This is a genomic window from Bacillus sp. V59.32b, assembly GCF_003429085.1.
Taxonomy (GTDB): domain Bacteria; phylum Bacillota; class Bacilli; order Bacillales; family DSM-1321; genus Peribacillus.
Genome location: NZ_QVTC01000042.1, coordinates 33,133 through 55,126, shown reverse-complemented (window position 1 = coordinate 55,126; position 21,994 = coordinate 33,133). Strand labels below are relative to the sequence as shown.

Here is a 21,994-nt window from a genome sequence, read left to right as displayed (position 1 = left end):
ATTATGCAACATTGTTATATAACAATATCTTTATTGTTATATAACATATATCATTCTACATCTCATTATACGGATTAATTTCTCAATTTCAACATTTTTTAGAAAATTAAATATATTAAGAAACATAAAAAAATTTGCCCGATATATCTTTATTTAAAAGAATTCAAGCAAATTTTATGATCGTTTTTTAACTGATTCTGCTTTCGAACCCAAGCCTGGCTGAAATTTGTTTTCCGATTGGAATCATCCTTGTTTGAAGTTCCTTCAACCGTTCTTCCGTCATCCGTATCGTCGGCCCAGATACGCTTACAGCCGCAATCGCTTTTCCCAGATGGTCAAAGATCGGAACGGCTATGCAAGTGATTCCAGTTTCATTCTCCTCCAAATCAAGCGCGTAACCTCTTTGTTTTACTCTCGCAAGCTCCTTTAAAAATTCGGCTTTATCGGTTATTGTTTTTTCTGTATGCACCGACATGCCTTTTCGGTCAAGAATATCAATCACGATACTGGAAGGCAAATGAGCAATAATAGCCTTGCCTACCGAAGTGCAATGCATCGGAGCCCGCTTTCCGACCTTGGAATGCATGCGCAATGTTTCATTGCCTTCCAATTTCTCAATATAGACAACTTCCCCTTGATCATATACGACCAGGTGGATGACTTCATTCGTAAAGCTCTCCAATTCCTGCAAAAACGGCCTTGCTTCCGATCTTAAATCAATGGAATCCAGCAGCTTGGAACTAATCTCCAAAAATTTATAGCCAAGCTTATAACGGCCCGTCTCCTTATCCTGCTCCACATACCCATACTGGACAAGTGTAGTCAATATGCGATAAACGGAGCTCTTATTGATATCTATTTGGTTGGCTATTTCGGTTACACCCAAACCGCCCTTTTTGGAGCTGACCAAGGTAATAATATCCAATGCCCGGCTTACGGACTTCACCATATTCTCTCTTTCCATAATTGCTCACCTCGAGTGTAAAACTTATAGACTGAATTATAGCACAGAAAATGCCGGGCATTTGTTAGATGATTAATACGTTTTAGCGCCTTTTTGTGCTGTTGCAAATGTATTCCGGAGAGTCCCAATCTCTTTTATCTCGCACTCAATGACATCTCCCGCACCTACAAGCTCTGCTCCAATGGGGCTCCCTGTCAGGATTACATCTCCAGGCTTGAGTGTCATCACATTCGTCAAATAAGAGACCATTTTACGAATGGGAATGATCATCAATTCAGTTGCGCTGTTTTGTTTTTCTGTATCGTTCAATTTCGCTTCTACATTCACGTTAAAAGGATCGAGTTCGGTTTCGATTACAGGACCTAATGGAGTAAATGTGTCAAATGATTTCCCGATCGTCCAGTGGCCATCACTATGAAAAAATTGAGGCGCCGTAACGTCATTTCCGACCGTATACCCGAATATATAATCCAATACCTCAGATTCCGGGATATTTTTTGCCTCTTTGCCAATAACGATGGCTAATTCTGATTCGAATTTTACTTGATCGATTCCTTCCGGGATCCTAATTTCTTCTTCGGGACCAATTACCGATGATGTTGGCTTGAAGAAGAATACTGGAATTTCCGGAAGTTCTTGCGGGATATCTACCACTTTGGACACGTAATTGGCGCCGATTCCGATGATTTGGTTTGGCTCGAGCGGTGCCAGGAGTTTCACTTCACTCTCGGCGTACGTTTGGCCGGTATACTCCCAATCACCAAACATATCACCTTTAATTTCTCTTATCGTATCCTCTGTTATCACACCAGTATAAATGGCAGAGTTTGTTGTAAATCTTGTAAACTTCATCGTTTTTCTCCTCTCAAGCCAAATTTTCCAGTTCTGTTTTTTTGCGGGCGACTCCAGATTTAACGGCTGCATCAGCAACAGCATTGGCTACTGCTTCAGCCACCCTTTCATCAAAGGCATTTGGAATCACATAGTCATATGAAAGCTCATGCGGCCCGATTAAACCCGCTATCGCATAAACGGCTGCCACTTTCATTTCTTCATTAATCTCTGAAGCGAACACCTCTAGTGCTCCTTTAAAAATACCCGGGAATGCAAGCACATTATTTACTTGGTTCGGCAAGTCTGAACGCCCTGTTCCGACAACAGCTGCTCCTGCTGCCCTTGCAGCATCCGGCATGATTTCCGGAATTGGATTAGCCATCGCAAAGATGATAGCATCTTTGTTCATCGACTGCACCATCTCCGGCGTTACTGCATCAGCTACGGATACGCCGACAAACACGTCAGCTCCGTTGATGACTTCCTTTAGCGAACCTGTCACCCTGCTTTTATTAGTAATTTCTGAAACGGCTTCCTTCATCGAATTCATGCCATTCTCCCGGCCTTCGTAAATCGCTCCCTTTGTATCGCACATGATGATGTCCTGGACGCCCAGACTAATCAGCAATTTTGTAATCGCAATACCGGCAGCGCCTGCTCCATTTACCACCACCTTGATGTCTTCAATCCGTTTGTTCACTACCTTCAAAGCGTTGGCTAAGCCGGCCGCTGTCACAATCGCTGTTCCATGTTGATCATCATGAAAAACGGGGATGTTCATTTCCTTTTTAAGTCTTTCCTCAATGATGAAACAGTTTGGTGCCGAAATGTCTTCGAGATTGATTCCGCCGAATGTCGGTTCCAATGCTTTTACTATGGAGATAATCTCTTCAGCATCATTTGTGTTTAAACAAATCGGGAACGCGTCAATATCAGCGAATGCTTTAAATAAAGCAGCTTTCCCTTCCATAACAGGCATTGACGCCGCGGCGCCGATATTGCCTAGGCCTAGCACAGCAGATCCATCTGATACTACCGCCACCAGATTGCCTTTTATCGTGTAATCATAAATCTTCTCAGGATTTTGAAAGATTTCTTTACAAGGCTCTGCTACCCCTGGTGAATAGGCTAAACTCAAATCATATGCATCTTTTACAGGTACCTTGGCGTTCACAGTTATTTTTCCTTTAGACCGCTTGTGTAGTTCTAGCGATTCTTCCCGAAGGTTTCGCATAGCCTCAACTCCTCCAATCATTTTTATGGTTGTTGTTGAAACTGCTGTTCTTCGGCAAGGGGGTAGTCTCTTCATTTCAACAGGTAAAATAGAGTGATACACCGGAACATCCTAAAAACTAGAATGTTCCGGTAATTTAGTCTGGTTATTGATTAACGGCAAACTTGGCCTTTGCTTCAATACGGCGGCGGTGCAGGATTGGCTCAGTGTATCCGCTTGGCTGGTCATAACCTTCAAAAACCAAATCGCAAGCTGCCTGGAAAGCTACAGATTCTTCATAATTCTTGGACATCGGACGGTATCCGGCGTCAGCAGCATTTTGCTCATCGACTATTTTAGCCATCCGTTTTAAAGTCTCTAGCACTTGTTCTTTCGAAATGATTCCGTGGTGTAGCCAGTTCGCCATATGCTGGCTGGAGATTCTGAGTGTAGCACGGTCCTCCATAAGTCCAACATCATTGATATCCGGTACTTTAGAGCAGCCCACTCCCTGTTCCACCCAACGGACCACATAACCAAGCATCGTTTGACAATTGTTGTCGAGTTCCTCCTGGATTTCTTCAGGGCTCCATTGTGGATTTTTCTCGACTGGGAACTCCATGATTTCATTTCTGAGGTCTTTTGATTCTTTGATTTTCTCATTTTGCACTTTTTTAACATCCACTTGATGGTAGTGAAGAGCATGCAGTGTAGCAGCGGTCGGTGATGGCACCCATGCTGTATTTGCGCCGGTTTTCACATGGCCGATCTTCTGTTTCAGCATTTCCTCCATCATGTCAGGCATGGCCCACATTCCTTTACCGATCTGGGCCCGGCCCTGGAACCCACTCGCAAGGCCTGTATTAACATTGGATTGCTCATACGCCTGCAGCCATGTTGATGATTTCATTTCATTTTTGCGGATCATCGGGCCCGCTTCCATAGATGTATGGATTTCATCGCCGGTGCGATCAAGGAATCCGGTATTGATGAATACAACCCGGTCTTTAACCTGACGGATACAAGCTTTCAAGTTCAAAGATGTACGGCGTTCCTCATCCATAACACCAATTTTTAGAGTATTGCGCTTCAAATCAAGAATGTCTTCAACCCGGTCAAACAGCTGATTCGCAAATGCTACTTCTTCTGATCCGTGCATTTTCGGCTTTACGATATAGATAGAGCCCTTGGAAGTATTTTGATATGGCCCACTTCCTAAAAGCGTATGCTTGGCAAGAAGGCTTGTTAAGACTGCATCCAGAATTCCTTCCTGAATTTCCTCGCCTGCTTGATCCAATATCGCATTATTCGTCATCAAGTGTCCTACATTGCGGACAAACAAAAGCGAACGGCCTGAGAGTGTTAATTCATCTCCTGTTGGCGATGTATAGCTACGGTCAGGATTAAGGGTTCTCGTCATTGTCTTATTGCCTTTTGAAAAGGTGGCAGACAAATCCCCTTTCATCAAGCCTAACCAATTGCGATAAACGAGCACCTTGTCTTCAGCATCAACGGCTGTCACGGAATCCTCGCAGTCCATGATTGTCGTTGTTGCAGCTTCCATAAGTACATCTTTCACACCGGCTTCATCCGTCTTGCCGATTGGATGATTCGGATCAATTTGAATTTCAAAATGCAGCCCGTTATTTTTCAATAATATCGCTGCTGGATTTTCAGGTTGGCCTTGGAAGCCGGCAAATTTGCCAACGTGTTCAAGTCCGGTTTTGTCTCCGTTGCGAAGTTCAACAGACAATTTTCCGCCATCAATGCTATAACGCACGGCATCTATGTGGGAGGCTTGCTTTAAAGGAGCAGCTTGGTCCAGAAATTCCCTCGCAAATTGAATAACTTTCTCTCCACGGACAGGATTGTAACTGCCTTCCCGATGGGCGCCGTCTTCCTCACTGATCGCATCTGTCCCATAGAGAGCGTCATACAGACTTCCCCAGCGGGCGTTGGCAGCATTAATCGCATAGCGGGCATTATTAACCGGAACGACCAGTTGCGGGCCTGCCTGGACAGCAATTTCATCGTCCACTTCTTCTGTCGTGATTTGAAAATCTTCCACTTCCGGTTCCAGATAGCCCAACTCTTGCAAAAATGATTTATACTCTTCTGAATCGAAGCTCTCTTTATTTTCCCGATACCAGGCGTTTATTTTGTCCTGGATTTGATCACGGCGGGCCAATAATTCTTTGTTTTTCGGCGTTAAGTCATGAACCAATTTCCCAAAATCAGACCAGAATTTATCCCGATCCAATCCGCTTTCCGGCAGAGCTTCTGAATTGATAAAATCAAAAAGTTCCGTAGCCACCTGAAGATTCCCTGCTTTTACATAGTTTGTCATTGAAGAATTCCTCCTCTGAATCAATTGCTTCTTAAACACTTCTGTTTGTTATTACAAAACGATGTTTCAATAATAAATATAAAAAAATAATAGCATGGAATTCTGTATTTGTTAACAATTTTCATAAAATTTGTTCAATTAATCTTTAACATCCGTACAAACCGTGAAAAAAACAGGCAGACTGTCCGCTTAACGTCTGCCTGCCAACAGAAGTTTCTCTTTATGAAATAACCGTTTCTCTTTCTTTAAGGTCTCTCTTAATTTCCACACAACGTCCCGGCATTGGAAATAACTTGCCTGCATTTAGCAGATTATCAGGATTGAACACTTCCCGAATATTAGTCTGAGATATGATTTCTTCATCAGTAAAGACAAACCGCATCTCTTCTATTTTCTCAATTCCAACACCATGCTCACCGGTGATTGTACCGCCCACATCGGCACACGCTTGCAGACAGGCACTTCCTGCCGCCAATGCCTTTTCGCTTTCGCCCGGAATCCTTGCGTCAAAGAGGACTAACGGATGAAGATTTCCATCTCCCGCATGAAATATATTGGCGATTCGGAGGCCTGATTCTTCGCTGATTTGGTTGATTTTACTTAGCACCTCAGGCAGCTTGCTCCGCGGGATCACGCCGTCCTGCACTAAGTAGTCCGGGGAAATGGCTCCCATCGCTCCAAAACCTGTTTTGCGGTTCGCCCACCATCTGCCCCTTTCCAGTTCATCCTCGGCTACTTTCACTTCACGGACGTTTCTGCTGTTGCAGACATCAAGAATCTGATTGATCTGCTCATCAATACCAGCCAGGATTCCATCGACTTCGATAAGCAGGACTGCTTCAATATCCTTGGGATGTCCTACAGGAAACGCAGCCGCCTCCACCCCTTCAATCGCTGTTTTATCCATCATTTCAAGAGCGGCAGGAACGATGCCGGCAGAAATAATATCCGACACAGCCTGGCTACCGTCTGAAACTTTATCAAAATAAGCCAACACCGTTTGCTTCGCTTCAGGATTCTTTAGAATCCGAACCGTTATTTTGGTTACGATACCCAGGGTACCTTCAGATCCTGTCAACAGCCCTAGCAAGTCATAACCAGGTTCGTCTTGGATGCCATTTTTGCCAATTTCAACAATTTCCCCATTTGGCAGGACAACCTCAAGCCCAAGAATATGGTTTGTCGTGACCCCATATTTAAGGCAGTGTGCTCCACCGGCATTTTCTGCGACATTTCCGCCGATCGTACAGCACGATTGGCTTGAGGGATCGGGCGCATAATAATAGCCCTTGTCAGCGATCGAATTCGTCAGCTTCAGGTTGACAAAGCCCGGCTCAACGACCGCTCTCCTGTTTTCAAGATCCACGCTCAACAGGCGTTTCATCCTGACTAAGCTAATGATTACTTCCCCATTTAATGGAATCGCTCCACCGCTTAAACCTGTGCCGGCTCCGCGGGCAAGGAAAGGCAAATTATTTTCGGAGCAGTATTTTACAAGCTTCGCGACTTCCTCGGTGTCCTTCGGAAACACGACCGCTTTAGGCAAATGCTTATGCAAGGTGAACCCGTCGCAATCATAGGCGATCAGATCCTCGTGGTGATACAGAATGGATCGCGGTCCTGTAACAAGGTTCGCCAGGTTCTTAATATGCTTATCCTTCGTTTTGATTTTTAAAGCCATTACTCTCCCTCCTTTAGCTCGCCCTCTTTTTGATAAGCCCAGTCAAGCAGCTGGATCGTATGGACGACTTTTTGATTTCTTCCGTATTTTTGCACACCCATTGCCATCTGAAGCATACAGCCGGGATTCCCCATCGAGATCATTTCCACATCCTCAGGAACATTTTGCATCTTGCTCTCCAGCACGGCTCCAGCCATTTCCGGATTAGTAATATTGTAGATGCCCGCACTGCCACAGCAACGGTCCGCGTTCGGCATATGCACCATTTCTACTCCCGGGATATCAAGCAGGATATCCCGCGGCTCCTTGCGCACTCCCTGTCCATGTGCTAAGTGGCAGGCATCGTGATAGGTAATGCGATTATTCAGTTCCGCTTTTGGTTTTTCATAACCTGTATCATGGAGATATTTGGAGATGTCTTCCACCTTTGCGGCAAACTCCTCCGCTTTTTCATGCCACTCGGGGTCTTCGCGGAATAATTCCGGGTATTCCTGCAGCGCGCAACCACAGCCGGCCGCATTGACGATAACCTTCTCTGAATCCTTAAATGCTTCTATATTTTGCTTTGCAAGTTTCCTGCCTGTTTCACGATCACCAGCGTGGACATGCAGCGCACCGCAGCAAGTCTGGTTTTGCGGGATGTTAACGTCATTGCCGTTCCTGGTTAATACGTTAATCGTCGATTCATTGATATCACTGAACATGACATCCATGACACATCCGGTTAAGAACGACACTTCATGTCTCGTTTCTCCCTTTGCTTTAATGACCTTTTCGTTTTTGTATTTTTTTCGTACAGGCTCTTTCACTTCGGGCATGATCGCTTCCATTTCAACTAAGTGCCGAGGCATAACATTGATCAGCTTCGTTTTGCGGACAACCTTCTGCATGCCGCTCTTTTGGTAGAATTTGAGCAGGCTCCCCATTGAATTTAAGCGGGTTTGATGGGGGAAAATCCCCTGCAGAAACAGTTTGCTTACCGATCCTTTCCAGCCTGTTAATGGCATCGCCTGGCGAACCTGGCCGCGGGCTTCTTCAATGAGTCCGCCGACATCAACATCCGCCGGGCAGGCGGTTGTACACGCGCGGCAGTCAAGACAAGTAAAAACGGGATCCATAAACTGCTCATTCACTTCAAGCTTTCCTTCTGCGACCGATTTAATAAGATGGACACGGCCGCGGGGGGAATGCTGCTCCTGGCCGGTAAGCTCATAAGTGGGGCATGATTCCAAACACATTCCGCAATGCACGCAGTCGGCCCATTTATTTTCGTCGGGTGCGTCGCTCCAAAGATAATTGCTTAGGCTATTGGTCGTACAGGACGGGTCAAGTTTCAATGCCATTTCTTTTAGACTCACTACTAAATCCCTCCCACGAAACGTTTATTATTTAGAACTCTGTTCGGATCAATCTTCGCCTTAATCCCTTCTAATAAAAAGAAATGCGATGGTTTTTCTCCCCAAACATTGATTTTTTGACGGAGAGAAAAAGGCAAATGTGTAACAATTGAGTATCCACCCAGTTGCGCAACGGAATTCCTTAGGTGATTGATTGCGGATTCTATTTCCTCGGCAGAACCCTTTAGATTTACCTGGCACAATCCATGCCCCAATCCACCATGAGCTTCGATTGCCAGGCGTCCGGAATCTACTAAACTCTGACATTCTTTGATAACTTTAAGAACATCGAAATTGATCACACCTATTTTCATGGCGGCTTCTATTTCAGAGCCTTCAGCAAGCACAGCTCCATTTGGGCCAATTGTATAAAATTTATCCCAGAAGGCCTGTGCTTCTTTTTGTTGAAAAATCACCATATTTGTATGGAGAGGCTGAATATTTTTTACAAACTCCTCCTGATAGTGGACGGAGTTTTCGACATCTTCAAAGCTGATTGCCAATGTATACTGATTTTGCCCCGTCATTCTTTCCGCTAGAGATGGACTTAACAATTCAAGTGACGTTGGCTCCATTACAGAATCTAACAGTTTGGTTGCAAATGCTCGAATCTTCTCTACATCCCCTTCAGGAAAGGATAATAAGACTAAACTTTCGTACTTTGCCAGCGGCCGAAGCTTCACAGTCACTTCAGATACGACACCCAACGTCCCCATTGAACCGATAAAAAGCTTGTTCATGTCATATCCGGCTACGTTTTTTACTACTTTGCCACCGGAACGGTTAACACTTCCATCGGGATAGACCATTCGAAGTCCAATCACTACATCTCTCGAAGCACCATATCCTAAACGTTTGGGACCGCTTTCATTTGAAGCGATAATTCCGCCGACAGTTGCATATTCCGGCCACGCAGGATCGAGTGAAACCTTTTGATTGTGTTCCGCCAAATATTCCTGCAATTCCTTAAACGGCGTTCCGGCCTTTACCGTCAATGTCATGTCCCCAACCGTATGTTCAACAATTCCTTTGTATTTCGCTAAAGATAATAAGATATCTACGGACTCGGTCAGCCCGCCGAACCCTCTTTTTGTTCCGCCCGCTACGACAGCTATTTTTTTCCCATTGTCATTTGCATACTTTAAGACGTTTGCAATTTCGTCTTCGGATTTTGGATAGACGGTCACCTGTCCACTATTTCCTAGAGGATGGCTCGTGTTTTTCCTATCAATCAGTTGTTCTTCAGATACAATAGATTTTAAATCTGATAATAAATCTGTTGTGATCAATTCATAGCCTCCCCACTATTGTTTCGTAATAACAAACATCGTTTCTAATTTGTTTCGAAAAATAGGTTATTTAGCCTAAACCCTATGCATAATACTGCCTTGCATAAGCTCTTCCACATAATTTAAGTGTTCAATCATTGCCTGCTTCGCTTTTTTTGGTTCACCCATTTTAATGGATTCATAGATTTTGTCATGCTGTTCGCCAATCGTTTGAACGATCTGGTTATTTTTTTGGATATACCGGTGGAAGTCGATCATCGCTTTTTTCATCGTCGTTGAGATGAATTGTATTAACTCAATCAGAATTTTATTGCCTGTTGCTTGGGCAATGGCCTTATGGAATTCGTAGTCAGATTCCCAGCCGTTACTTAATGGAGTAGAAAGAAGTTTTTCCATTCCCTTCAAATCTTTCTTCGAACGATTGAAAGCCGCCATCTCCGCGATACCTGCCTCTAATACTTTTCGAACTTGAAACAGTTCAGTGATGTCCCCAGCAGCAGGCAGTAACATATGATTATTGAACAGTTTAGTGAAATCAAATTCACATATGTATGTTCCTTCCCCTTGTTTTACATAGACAAGGCCTTTTCCACTCAGCGTACTGATGGCATCGCGGACAGCGGATCGCCCGACCCCGAACAATTCGCAGAGTTCCCGCACGGAAGGGAGTTTTTCACCTGCCTGAAACGCACCGGACTCAATCATTTTTTCGATTTGTTCTCCAACTGATTCTGACAATTTTTTTGTAGAAATTTTTTCGACATTCATGCATTCGCCTCCTTCCCTTTCAGAAATCACATATCTGATAAGTGACAAAAGTTACTTTCATTAAATCATTGAAATTAATATTTATCAAGAAGTATTTAGAATTAATTGAATAATTAAAAAAATATAAGAAAAAGGACCAACGTCTGTGTTGGTCCTTTTGTACCAGTGAATGATAGATGTTCAGTTATTCATCCTACAAAGGGAATTTTCGCCCGGTAGCACCAGGTGATTTCTGACTGTTTTGATTGTCATTGTACCTGTGATCATTGATTCCCTGCTGCTGCGTTTTGTCGCCGCCGATATAACGGGATTTGTGCTTTTGTTGAATGCTATTGAATTTATCAAAATTCATGTTAACCATGATCCACCTCTTTTATTAAAGTGATCGATAAAATTCGTAAGTTAGTGTGTATTCGTTCCTTGTGCCGGAGCAAACCCATTTAGCATTTGGGCCATATCCTGCTCATTAAATTGCGGTACCTGATAGTAATGGTGCTTGTTTTGGTATAAGGAAAGTTCATACACCATTTCAACACAGTTTGGTACAGAATCCGCAAGCACGCGGCGCACGACAGGGTTTGTTGACTCCAATGCCGCCATTGTCTTCATGGATGCTGAAGATTTTTGGGCTCCAAGCAGGCAGCCGGAAACAGTTTGCTCATTCATTTCAGATGCAGCTTGGATCGGCGCTGCGGGTTGACCGGATTTCAAACCATAGATAAAGTCGTTATCCTGCTTCATTTTGTAGCTTTGAGTTGGCTTGGAAGGATCCTTCCCCGTTTTAAAGCATTCTACAGTAATGTTATACTCTTCCTTCATGAAATTATATTGCCTGTCCATTATATCAAGCAATTCTGGATCTTTTACGAACTGGCGCAATACGGTATATTGATTCATTGCCCCGATTGAACCCGTCAGCGCCTCACGAACATCAAGAACTTCATGGGCCCCATGATTAAATTGCTGTGATACAGGACCTGCGTGCATATTTTCGTGTGTATGTCCCTGTTGGTTTTCCATATGAAATTCCCTCCTATCGAGTTAGGTAGCACTTCACATTTTATTATGTTTTATTGAAGCGGAGTTATTCACATTCGAAAAATTTTATTTCGCCAGCCTTCTTAAGTAATTTACATTGTGATTGGGTAAATTACTTACATAACCCGGAATGATCAAAGGAGTAATGGAAATGAACCAATCGTTGGCATATGTAAGGGAAATTCTGGCCGGCCATACGGACATTGAACCAGTCGGCCAGAAAATATTTGATAAAATTTCGAATAAAGACTATCCTACTGAACGTTTATTTGTGAAAAATTTAACGGCAGATGAAATGTATTATCTTAACCGGATATTGGAGCAAGCGATAGAATATTCCAACCAGGAGCAAGATTATGAAAGGTCTAAGCATCTCAATGAAGTGTATGAGTTATTAATGATTTAGTGATTATAACGATTTCGGCTACTAAAATCCTGGTCCGCTACAAAATGGGAATTCCGGCTACAAAAGTCGAATCTGAAGGAGGTTCGCAATCCGTCAATTTTTCCTTTTTTTAAGATTGACGCAGAGATTCATAACGGGTATACAGACTTTTCAGCCCTCGATGACTCTACAATAGGAGTTGCCGAGGGTTTTGTGTAAGATGGGAGTACTTGCGATTCTCCAGTATTTCTTCCTGGAATTCCCCCATTCATATGCTTTGGGTTCGGGCACCCCTAACCCAACGAGTTTCCTAGTGCACCATCCGGTTAAATATTGATTAAGCATCTCAATCCTTTGTTCCATTGGATATGGTTTTGACCGCGAGGTGATTTCCCTCACCTTCTTTTTAAGACGAAAGATGCTTTCTTTCGCAATACACACCTTCGGTTCTTTATGCTTTATGGAATGTAAAACTGAAACTTCCTCTTCCAAGGTCGGTCTACTGCTGACTTATCTTTGTTTACTTTCAGTTTCAAGTCCTGCTCTATAAAGTTTGTTATGGACGCCATGACACGGTACCCTGCCTTTTCTGACCTTACATAGATATTGCAGTCATCTGCATAGCGCACGAATTTGCGTCCTCTCTTCTCAAGCTCCTTGTCGATTTTGTCGAGCACGATGTTCGATAGGAGAGGACTGAGAGGTCCTCCTTGCGGAGTCCCTTCTTCCGTGCTTTGGACTACTCCATTTAGCATGACTCCAGACTGAAGGTGTTTTCTGATTAGTTTCAGAAGGATCCGGTCTTGCAGCTTCTTGGCGAGGGCGCCCATCAGCTTATCGTGATTCACCTTATCAAAGAATTTCTCCAAGTCCATATCCACTCCCCAGCGGTAACCATCCTTTATGAATCCTTTTGCTTCCATACGGCGTCATGAGCCCGCTCGTTTGGGCGGAACCCATAACTATTTGTTGAAAAGCTCGGGTCAAAAATAGGATTCAACACTTGGGCAATGGCCTGTTGAATGAAACGGTCTGTCACGGTAGGTATGCCTAATAACCTTACTCCGCCGCTCGGTTTCGGGATTTCGACACGGCGAACGGAGGATGTTGATAGGTACCATTTCTTAAGGCTTCCACAAGGGAGTTCCAATTCTCATAGAGATGTCTGCGTAGGTCTTTTACGGACATTCCATCTATGCCGTGGCTTCCTTTGTTTCGCTCTACCCGTTTTAGGGCAGTTAAAAGATTTTCCCGTGACAGGATTTGTTCCATTAACATTTCGTTCATCCTTTTCTACGTGAATGAAGGCTCTCTTCATGTCAGTTCTGGCTCCACCCTCCTGAAGTCCCCCACGGGATTCACCGTTTCCTCCTTCAGGCAAGTCCTTTCGGATTGTCTGTGTTCGTCACAAGAACTGTATTCCAAGATTTCATTCTCTCTCAATAGTTCAGCCCTTCCTATTCTCCTCGAGTTGGCATGGTACTATGGCTTCTGCTGACTTCTGATTGTTCAGCTCTCCATCGCTGGATAGGTTACCAATACGAATTGGCATTACAATCAGATCTCCCCGGGTAAGAGTGCAGTCTTTCCCTCCATCTATCTGCTTCATTTACTCTGTATCACCTTCGGCAGTATGGACTTCGTCTTGTTTCGCAGACTCATCAATGATACCTAGCCTCGTTTTAGAAATAAAGAAAAACAGCAAGCACCAATCCAGGAGAATTAAATCGTTTTTTGCAAGCCAGGCAGCGAATGCTGCCCTGAGTCCCCTGTTTCGAAGAAACGGGGGCGAAAGCAAAAAAAGAACATAAGGGAAAACTGCTAGCATTTCATGCTAGAAACCGCAGTGCGGTTGGTTTTTAGGTGGTTGCACTTTTGATTTAATTTGTGCCTGAATTTCTCCGTTTGGCACACCCTATTTTTTGGAAATGCGCCAAAATCATTCTGATTGGCACACCATTTTATGGTGTTTACTCAAGTCTTTTTTTTGTATTTTTGGTACTAAACAGTACATCATTGTCAATCTTGTTTACATAATGGTTGTTATAGAAAAAAACTGACTTCATAATGAAGTCAGTTTTTTTAATTGATAACGGAGTTACTTTTTGTTTTTTTTGTCTATAAGAAAAAAATATAATATTTCTACCGTTAGACTAAGCGCGAATAAGAAAAAAGCTATGTACAAGACACCCCGGTTACTAGCAGATAATTGATTAGAAAACTGCGTGTAAATAGAGGAAAACAACCAACATAGAATAAATGTAAAAACATATTTAACAACTATAGCTATAAACTTATTTTTAGCAGTTGTTAATTTTCGGGACCATATTTCTGTTATAAGAGAAAATACAGCTGCGCAACCGATAAATTGTCCGACAAACCATAGATTCGATATGAAACTTTCATTATCGATTTTCACCTCAGGAAGAGAATCTAAAAATTTAAAACCAAAGAAAACTATCGAGAATGGTATTAGTAATATTCCTAATATAAGTAAGCCAACAGCAATCATAGCAAAGATAGCATCACCATAATTCTTTTTCTTATTATTCATCGTAACCACCATTTTCTAGAAAATTTAGTGTCTTTTTGTAAATTAAATTTGTAATTTTATGGTATTATTCAACAATGACATTATATGTCAGATTTCTTTTACATACAAATAATTTAAGGGAAAAGGAGACTCATTTTATGAAAAAAGAATTCGCCAAATTTGTTACAGTTGCTGTTGTTTCAGCAATAACAATTACCTCAATAACACCCCTATCCACTGCATTTGCAGCCGAAAAGGAACGTAATAAAATTGAGACCGTCTCTAAAAAACAAAAACAAGCAGATTTTGATGTACTTAATGAGTATGTGAAAAACTATGAAAAACAAAATCAAGATTCGGATATGTCAGATTTAGACACGACGAGAAATTTTCTTCAAGAAGGTGCTAATGATCCCTGGTTAAATACACAACTAGACTTACCCCTAAACCGGTCGAAGGTCAAATGCAAACCATGGGAGTAGTTGGTGTACATTGAAAGCAATTAAACTCTTCGGAGCCACATGTAACGTTGGGGGGAGAGCTTTAGCATTAGCTTTAAAATCTCTTTCTGCTTCAAAGGCAGCGCTAGTGAGAAAATATAGCGCGAAAATTTATACAGCCACTGAAAAGCTTGATACGGGAACTAAAGCTGCACTGGTTAAAGCATTAAGAAGTGTAGGTATTCCTTCAGACAGTGCTAGAGCCTTAGCAGACATTATTATGTGGTTAGTCTAAGACATTACCTTGAGACCCCCCACCTTTTTGTGGGGGGTTTTTGCAATATTTAATGACTAGTTTACATAAAGTAGATTTGCAAGGCCGGGTTTTGATCAAAATTAGCCGTTTTTACATACAATATGCATTCGAAAAAGAAGGTATTTCCCTCAAAGGTCAAACTCTGTTTTTCTACCGATTTCTTCGTTTTTCATATGCATACAAAAAACCCGAATAAGAGACTTTTTTAAGTGTCCATTATTCGGGTCATAGTTCAATGTGTGGGGGTGACTTTATTGATGTATTTTAGCCCGTTTTCTGCCAGCTGCTCCGCGTGATCGTTTACTTCTACTCAATGCAGAAGCAGCACGCCTTGCTGATGTAGCAGTAGCTCTTGTTGATGCTCCAATAGCTCCGGTTAATGCAGATGCTCCTTTAACGTTCCAGCCGGGAACCCGTTCTGAAATGCCGTGTGATGTTACGGTCTGTGTGTTTTTGATTAGTATGGAGAACAGGTATCTTATTCCGGTCTCGTAGGTAAATATATCCAGGCTTGCTAAAAATAAATAAACTCGTCGATTGACAACCTTTTCAGGCGAAGACAAAGTCGAACAAATGCTGAAATCTCTCTCTGCCAAAAAAAGCGTCCTTTTCAATATAGGGCGCTTCGTTCTTTTTATAACACAGCAAATTGCTCATTCGGTAAATCTGTAATGAACATATGTCCTGGTGCATGGGTGATCATAATTTCCGGCTTCACTTCCATTGCTACTGCTTGCGGCGTCACACCGCAAGCCCAAAAAACAGGAACCTCTCCATCTTTAATGGTAACTCTATCTCCGAAATCCGGTTTATGAATATCTGCTATCCCGATGCTCGCAGGATTGCCAATATGGACGGGTGCCCCATGAACTGAAGGGAAACGGCTGGTTACCTGAACAGCTCTGATTGCGTCTTTTTCTGGCATCGGGCGCATACTGACGACCATCGGGCCTTCGAATCGACCCGCTTTTACGCATTGAATATTGGTTTTATACATCGGAACATTACAATTTTCTTCGATATGCCTGATTGGAATCCCATTTTTGAGCAATCCCTCTTCGAATGTGAAACTGCAACCAATTAAAAATCCAACCATATTCTCATCCCATAGCGCTGTCACATCCGTTGTTTCTTCCGTCAAGATGCCATTTCGATAAACCCGGTATTTAGGGATATCGCTTCTGATATCAGCGTTAGGTGCTGCTAATGCCGGCACGCCTGACCCCGCTTCGGTAACGTCAATAATCGGGCATGGCTTCGGATTGCGTTGGCAAAAAAGCAGGAATTCAAAAGCCAACTCTTTTGGCAACACCGCTAAATTGGCTTGAATATACCCATTGGCAATCCCTGATGTCGGTTTAACCCAATCGTTGTTTCGAATCATTTCCCTGGCCTCGGCAGGGCTCATTTCTGTAATAGATGGCATGCTGTTTCCCCCGATCTTATTTAAATAGTTGCGGAATTCCATTGATCAATGAATAACCGCCCATATAAGCCATGGCAACCACAATAATCGCTCCAAATATCGTCATCCATAACGGATGCTTATAATCGCCGACAATTTTTGTTTTATAAGCCGCAACCAGCATTACACCTAATGCAATCGGCAGAATAAGACCATTTAACGATCCGACGAGAACCAGTATCTTTGCAGGCTGACCAATGGCAACAAACACCAAAGTCGAAATCGTAATAAATCCGACAATCACCCATTTCTCGTGTTTAGCTACTGTCTTACTCAATGTTTTTATAAAAGAAACCGACGTGTAGGCTGCTCCCACTACGGACGTAACGGCTGCTGCCCAAATGATCACTCCAAAAATCTTATACCCAATATTGCCGGCAGCATGTTTAAATATGGAAGCTGCAGGGTTTTTTGGATCAAGAGGCAGCTCTTGCATCACAACACCGAGCGTCGCCAGAAAAAGAAAAATCCTCATGATAGAGGCAATTCCAATCGCGCTGATTGCCCCTCTGGTGACCTCGGGAACGGCTTCTTTTCCTTTTAGTCCTGCGTCCAGCAATCGATGGCCCCCAGCAAATGTAATATAGCCGCCAACTGTTCCCCCAACAAGCGTGACAATTGCCACAAGATTGATTTCATCGGGAACAAAGGTCCTTACGACCGCCTCTCCATATGGAGGTTGTGCCTTAAACATTACGTAAACGGTCAGTGCAATCATAACAAAACCCATGATTTGAGCGAAACGGTCCATTGCCTTGCCCGCTTCTTTTACTAAAAAAATACCAATCGCCATAATTCCACTCAGTAAGGCACCCATTTCAGGAGAAATGCCGAACAAGACATTCATGCCAAGCCCGGTTCCTCCAATGTTGCCGATGTTGAACGCCAGTCCGCCCATTACAATCAGAACGGCCAAAAAATATCCCAGCCCTGGCAGTACCTCATTGGCAATATCCTGGGCGCGTTTTTCCGATACGGCAATAATTCTCCAAATATTCATTTGGGCGCCGATATCAATAATGATCGATATTAAGATGACAAACCCGAAGCTCGCAAGAAGGGTTTCCGTAAAAACGGTGGTTTGAGTCAGGAAACCCGGTCCGATGGCTGATGTTGCCATCAGGAACGCAGCTCCCATTAATATACTAAATCGTGAGTTCTTTTCCATACTTTTCTCCTAACATCAATGATGTAATTTAATAGTCACTTATTTTAGCCGTTGTAATGCCGGCGTTTTTTAACGCGGTGGAAATATATTTCGCAAAATCCAATGCATGCTCCCCGTCTCCATGAATACAGATCGTATCTGCCTTGATGGGGACTTCCACTCCTTGGAGGGATGTGACTTTGCTTTCTTTTACCATCGTGATCACCTGGCTAACGGCCGCTTCCTGGCTTTCAATAAGCGCATTAGCATTCCGTCTCGGGGTTAAGGAACCATCCTCCTGGTAGGTGCGGTCAGAAAATACTTCATTCGCGGTTCGGAGGCCGATTTTCTCCCCCGCTTTCACTAGTTCACTCCCAGCCAGTCCGAATAAAATCAGTTCCGGTTGAACCTTGTAGACCGCTTCGGCAATCGCTTCTGATAATGCCGCACTTTTAGCAGCCATATTATAAAGAGCACCGTGCGGTTTAACGTGCTGCAGCATTCCGCCTTCGGATTTAACAAAAGCATAAAGGGCGCCGATTTGGTAAACGATGAGGTCATACGCCTCTTGGGGCGTGATTTGCATCTCCCGCCTTCCGAAACCTGCCAAATCCTGAAGTCCTGGATGGACGCCAATTCCGACATTTTTTTCTAAAGCTAGTTTGACGGTCTTCCGCATGGTCGCCGGATCACCCGCATGAAACCCGCAGGCAATATTCGCAGAGGTAATATAATTAAAAATTTCTTCATCCCTGCCTAATTTGTAAGCTCCGAAGCTTTCTCCCATATCACAATTAATGTCTACAAAATGCACGACCTATACACCCCCTATCTGAATTTTAAGGCAATCCCCATTCTAAGCCGCTTTATTTGTGTCTCTCTTTCTAAGTACAGAGATTCGGCGTCTTCATGAGACAGTTCGGCAAAACGGATTCGATCCCCTGGTTTTGCTTGAGCCAATAATGGAAGATCGACCGTTGTAACTTGGCCAATTTTCGGATATCCGCCTGTTGTCTGACGATCCGCTAACAGAATGATCGGGTTTCCATCCGACGGGACTTGGATCGTGCCAAAATTAACAGCTTCTGAAATCATCTCTTGCGGAGTGTCAAGGGAAAGGGTTGGTCCTTTTAACCGATAGCCCATTCGATCTGACTGCGATGATATCTCAAAAAGATCCTTAAAAAGCGTGTCCTGGCTTTCTTCGGTAAATAAATCGAATTGCAGGCCTTTTATAACCCGTATAGAAGTGCTGTTTGCGTGGTTGGGAATTAAGTCTGAGGCTACTGACCACTCACTTTGAACAAAAGTATCGGGAGATAAATCCTTTTTTATATATTGAATGATTTTTGCTGAAAGATCACCGGGGGGCTTAAAGGAAACCTGGTCTCCTGCTTGAAGTGCCCTGCCATTAAATCCGCCCATTTCGGCCCTTAAATAGGTTGACTTGCTTCCCATAATACTTTTTACAGCATACCCGCCTGCGAGAGCGAGATAGGCCCTGCATCCAGACCTGCATTTGCCAAATTGAAGCGTGCTTCCTTTCTTGACAAAAACCGAGCGCCACATGCGAACGGGCTTTCCATCAATAACTGGAGATAAATCGCCGCCACAAATCGAAATAAGGGCATCCTCCTTGAATTCAATAGCAGGGCCAATTAAAGTGATTTCCATCGTCGGCGCACTCTCTTGATTGCCGACTAATAAATTAGCAATTCGATGAGAGAGCGGGTCCATAACCCCGCTCGCAATGACTCCGAATTTTTGAAAGCCGTACCGCCCAAGATCCTGGATACTTGTTAGCAGACCGGGCTTTGTGATCGTTAGCATCCTAATCGTTCTCCCATTCTATGTATTCCTGCCGGCTGATCGGTAAAAATCGAATCTTGTCTCCGGCTCTTAACAGACTTGGCAATTCATTCTCAGGGCGAAATAGTCGTGTCGGGGTCCGTCCGATCAACTGCCAGCCACCAGGTGTTTCGAGTGGATAAATCCCTGTTTGTTTTCCCGCAATTCCCACTGATCTGGCCGGAATTTTTAAACGGGGAGATTCTCTTCTTGGTGTCGCGATTTTCTCAGACATACCGCCGATATACGGGAACCCTGGCGCAAATCCGATCATATAGACCAAATAATCTCCGGAGGAGTGTATATGTATGACTTCTTCAGTCGTTAAGCCATTCACTCTTGCCACGTATTCTAAATCAGGACCGAATTCTCCTCCATAGCAAACTGGTATATCCACCACTCGTGATTCCACTTGAGTACCTGCCGTTAAATCTGAAAGCAATTCTTTCAGCCGATTACAAACGTATTGATAGGGGGAACGACCTTCCTCACTACCCGTTGAAATCCTGACCGGATCGTAAAAAACTGTGACTGTGGTAAACGCTGGTATGTATTCAATCATCCAAGAAGGTGGCTGCTCGTCCAAAAATGTAGTAATAACTTGAACCTTTTGCTGCGTTTTAACATTTATATCTTTATCTACTTCGATAATGACTGCATTATCGCCTAACGGATGGAAACTGTATTCCATACTAGCCCCCCAAACTTATTTATCATTATAGAAGTAAAACTGATCGGCTGATTCTTCATGAACACAGGCGGATTACTTCTTCTCGTTTGCTGTACCAATTCTTCATTTCCGGATGGGTATTTATTAAGGGAATGAATGTGCCGGGCTTTTGCTAGTTTGCCCCATATCGCGAGGATAATTTTTCTTTGGATACAGTTTATTTACCGAATAAATGATTTCCGAAACATCTTTTTCGATTATGTTGCAGCCTATTCTACCCGGATGGAAAGAAAAACCTTGCTCTTTCTTTATATTGCGAAAATTATCAATATGATTAACATCGTATTTCAGCAACCTGTCAGATGTCAATTAAAAAGACAAAAGACGCCTCCAAAGTGGAAACGTCTAATAAAATACTATTCAATTATTAGCTCACTCAAATATGCCTGTCCATCTGATTTAGTATTTGCGTTTTTATTTACGACCGTTCCTCTATACTCAGTTTTGCCTGTTTCCAGGTCCGCTACAATCACGGATGCATATTCAAGACCCTGTTCAGCCCCTTCATCTTCGGCAGCGAGTAGATACATATTGCCGTTGTTGAATATAGTTGCCAATGATATCATGCCGTTTTCTCCAAGCGGTACCTGCCATTGATTCTCGACTTTTTTCTGTGCGAAATCATATGTGACAACACGCACCTTTCCGCCCTTTGCTTCGGAGATATAGAGTTTTCCAGCATCATAATAACTCCAGGTTCCGTTTAATTGCTGCACTTCATTGGGAAGTTTTACTTCCTCCTCTTTTTTTTCTCTGAGATTATAAACAAACAATTCATTACCCTTTATGTCTTCGACAGTTTCCCCATTTTCATGCTGTTTTTGTTCAATGAATGTTTTGTTTATTACTATATAATTGGACGGTACCATGCTGTTTGCTTCGGACAGTTTTTCATAATCTGTATAGGTATTTTCTTTTTTGTCTGAGTCAGAAAGGATGACCTCTTCACTTAGCAACTTCTTGTCTAACAAATTAAAGGAATATAAATGCAGTTCCGTTTCCTGCCCAGCGTCATTCGTAGACAGATAATTTTTAGTGATTACATTTACCCTACCATCCGAAAACTGAACATCATCCAGCTGGACATTGGAGTATTTTTCCCCTTCAGGGAATGCCATTTTAAAAGAAGTTTCTTCATTGCTTTTTTTATCCAGGGCAGCGATATGGAAATCGAATTTCTGCCTGTTATCTTGGAACCGATACTCTATCTCGGCATATACAAGATTACGCTTATCTTCATAAAAGGAATTCTGCCCATTTTTTCCTCTCATAAAACTGCGGTATTTTCTTTTCAGATTCTCAATTTGTTCACCATCATCATCCATACTCTTTATTTGGCTAATAAAAGATTTTTCACTTGAATACTCGGAACCTTCCGATGAAATTTCGATCATTTCTGAGGCAGTTTCTGCTTTATTGCTATAGCCGCCTCTTATTACCAGCTGCTCGATAACCTTTGAATTTCCTTCCTGCTTTTTGATTATATATTCAGGAAGCTGTTTTGCTGAGTAAGCGGAATGAATATAATAACTGCTGATGCCCAGTAAGATAACGACGATGAGTGAACTTATTTTCCAATATCGTTTCATCATATGATTC

Annotated in this window: 21 protein-coding genes and 1 pseudogene; 3 read left to right on the top strand and 19 right to left on the bottom strand. The window is 43.0% G+C overall.

Going from position 1 to position 21,994, the window contains the following annotated elements:
- Nucleotides 1-187: 187 nt before the first annotated feature.
- From D0463_RS10425 to D0463_RS10385, 10 genes are all read right to left on the bottom strand, one after another.
- Nucleotides 188-964 (bottom strand): IclR family transcriptional regulator, encoded by a 777-nt coding sequence (locus tag D0463_RS10425; protein WP_117307346.1) that lies wholly within the window; start codon nt 962-964, stop codon nt 188-190.
- 72 nt (nt 965-1,036) lie between these two features.
- Nucleotides 1,037-1,816 carry a fumarylacetoacetate hydrolase family protein gene (locus D0463_RS10420; RefSeq protein WP_117307345.1) on the bottom strand — a complete coding sequence of 260 codons (780 nt, stop codon included), beginning with the start codon at nt 1,814-1,816 and terminating at the stop codon, nt 1,037-1,039.
- A 13-nt stretch (nt 1,817-1,829) separates the two neighbouring features.
- A complete protein-coding gene (gene ystJ, locus D0463_RS10415; protein ID WP_117307344.1) occupies nt 1,830-3,032 on the bottom strand; it encodes an NADP-dependent malic enzyme in 1,203 nt (400 codons plus the stop codon).
- Between the two features lie 145 nt (nt 3,033-3,177).
- Nucleotides 3,178-5,358, bottom strand: coding sequence for a malate synthase G (locus tag D0463_RS10410; RefSeq protein WP_117307343.1), 2,181 nt, complete (start codon nt 5,356-5,358; stop codon nt 3,178-3,180).
- Nucleotides 5,359-5,578: 220 nt separating this feature from the next.
- On the bottom strand, nt 5,579-7,039 hold the full coding sequence (locus tag D0463_RS10405) for an FAD-linked oxidase C-terminal domain-containing protein (RefSeq protein ID WP_117307342.1): 1,461 nt from the start codon (nt 7,037-7,039) through the stop codon (nt 5,579-5,581).
- Entirely contained in the window at nt 7,039-8,382 is a 1,344-nt protein-coding gene (locus D0463_RS10400) for a (Fe-S)-binding protein (RefSeq protein ID WP_483295731.1), read from the bottom strand. Before D0463_RS10400 ends, D0463_RS10405 begins: the two co-directional genes overlap by 1 nt.
- 17 nt (nt 8,383-8,399) lie before the next feature.
- Nucleotides 8,400-9,725: an FAD-binding oxidoreductase gene (locus tag D0463_RS10395; protein ID WP_117307340.1), complete on the bottom strand. Its 1,326-nt coding sequence runs from the start codon at nt 9,723-9,725 to the stop codon at nt 8,400-8,402.
- A 75-nt stretch (nt 9,726-9,800) separates the two neighbouring features.
- Nucleotides 9,801-10,493 (bottom strand): FadR/GntR family transcriptional regulator, encoded by a 693-nt coding sequence (locus D0463_RS10390; RefSeq protein ID WP_117307339.1) that lies wholly within the window; start codon nt 10,491-10,493, stop codon nt 9,801-9,803.
- 193 nt (nt 10,494-10,686) lie between these two features.
- Entirely contained in the window at nt 10,687-10,854 is a 168-nt protein-coding gene (locus tag D0463_RS19385) for a hypothetical protein (protein WP_160118405.1), read from the bottom strand.
- Nucleotides 10,855-10,895: 41 nt separating this feature from the next.
- A complete protein-coding gene (locus D0463_RS10385; protein ID WP_117307338.1) occupies nt 10,896-11,513 on the bottom strand; it encodes a spore coat protein in 618 nt (205 codons plus the stop codon).
- Between the two features lie 169 nt (nt 11,514-11,682).
- Between D0463_RS10385 and D0463_RS10380 the strand changes: the two genes are divergently transcribed.
- Nucleotides 11,683-11,937, top strand: a complete 255-nt coding sequence (locus D0463_RS10380; RefSeq protein WP_117307337.1) for a sporulation protein — start codon at nt 11,683-11,685, stop codon at nt 11,935-11,937.
- A gap of 109 nt (nt 11,938-12,046) precedes the next feature.
- Here the strand turns inward: D0463_RS10380 and ltrA are convergent.
- Nucleotides 12,047-13,194, bottom strand: a pseudogene (gene ltrA, locus D0463_RS10375) (group II intron reverse transcriptase/maturase).
- Nucleotides 13,195-14,014: 820 nt separating this feature from the next.
- Complete coding sequence (locus D0463_RS10365) at nt 14,015-14,470, bottom strand: hypothetical protein (RefSeq protein ID WP_117307335.1); 456 nt, start codon at nt 14,468-14,470, stop codon at nt 14,015-14,017.
- A 137-nt stretch (nt 14,471-14,607) separates the two neighbouring features.
- On the opposite strand from D0463_RS10365, the gene D0463_RS10360 reads away from it, so the two are divergent.
- Nucleotides 14,608-14,931 (top strand): hypothetical protein, encoded by a 324-nt coding sequence (locus tag D0463_RS10360; protein ID WP_117307334.1) that lies wholly within the window; start codon nt 14,608-14,610, stop codon nt 14,929-14,931.
- A gap of 10 nt (nt 14,932-14,941) precedes the next feature.
- On the top strand, nt 14,942-15,184 hold the full coding sequence (locus D0463_RS10355; protein ID WP_117307333.1) for a hypothetical protein: 243 nt from the start codon (nt 14,942-14,944) through the stop codon (nt 15,182-15,184).
- A gap of 272 nt (nt 15,185-15,456) precedes the next feature.
- Here the strand turns inward: D0463_RS10355 and D0463_RS19210 are convergent, their stop codons facing one another.
- The 7 genes from D0463_RS19210 to D0463_RS10320 all read right to left on the bottom strand — a co-directional run bounded on the left by D0463_RS19210 (nt 15,457) and on the right by D0463_RS10320 (nt 21,984).
- Nucleotides 15,457-15,801, bottom strand: a complete 345-nt coding sequence (locus D0463_RS19210; RefSeq protein WP_133299570.1) for a hypothetical protein — start codon at nt 15,799-15,801, stop codon at nt 15,457-15,459.
- 38 nt (nt 15,802-15,839) lie between these two features.
- The gene (locus D0463_RS10350; RefSeq protein WP_117307332.1) at nt 15,840-16,631 is read right to left on the bottom strand and encodes a putative hydro-lyase; all 792 of its coding nucleotides are present in this window, start codon (nt 16,629-16,631) and stop codon (nt 15,840-15,842) included.
- A gap of 16 nt (nt 16,632-16,647) precedes the next feature.
- The gene (locus D0463_RS10345; RefSeq protein ID WP_117307331.1) at nt 16,648-17,838 is read right to left on the bottom strand and encodes an NRAMP family divalent metal transporter; all 1,191 of its coding nucleotides are present in this window, start codon (nt 17,836-17,838) and stop codon (nt 16,648-16,650) included.
- A gap of 28 nt (nt 17,839-17,866) precedes the next feature.
- Nucleotides 17,867-18,631, bottom strand: a complete 765-nt coding sequence (locus D0463_RS10340; protein ID WP_117307330.1) for a LamB/YcsF family protein — start codon at nt 18,629-18,631, stop codon at nt 17,867-17,869.
- 14 nt (nt 18,632-18,645) lie between these two features.
- Nucleotides 18,646-19,647, bottom strand: a complete 1,002-nt coding sequence (locus D0463_RS10335) for a 5-oxoprolinase subunit C family protein (protein ID WP_117307329.1) — start codon at nt 19,645-19,647, stop codon at nt 18,646-18,648.
- Nucleotide 19,648: 1 nt separating this feature from the next.
- Nucleotides 19,649-20,356, bottom strand: coding sequence for a 5-oxoprolinase subunit PxpB (gene pxpB / locus D0463_RS10330; RefSeq protein ID WP_117307328.1), 708 nt, complete (start codon nt 20,354-20,356; stop codon nt 19,649-19,651).
- A 395-nt stretch (nt 20,357-20,751) separates the two neighbouring features.
- Nucleotides 20,752-21,984: a hypothetical protein gene (locus D0463_RS10320; RefSeq protein ID WP_117307326.1), complete on the bottom strand. Its 1,233-nt coding sequence runs from the start codon at nt 21,982-21,984 to the stop codon at nt 20,752-20,754.
- Nucleotides 21,985-21,994 lie beyond the last annotated feature (10 nt).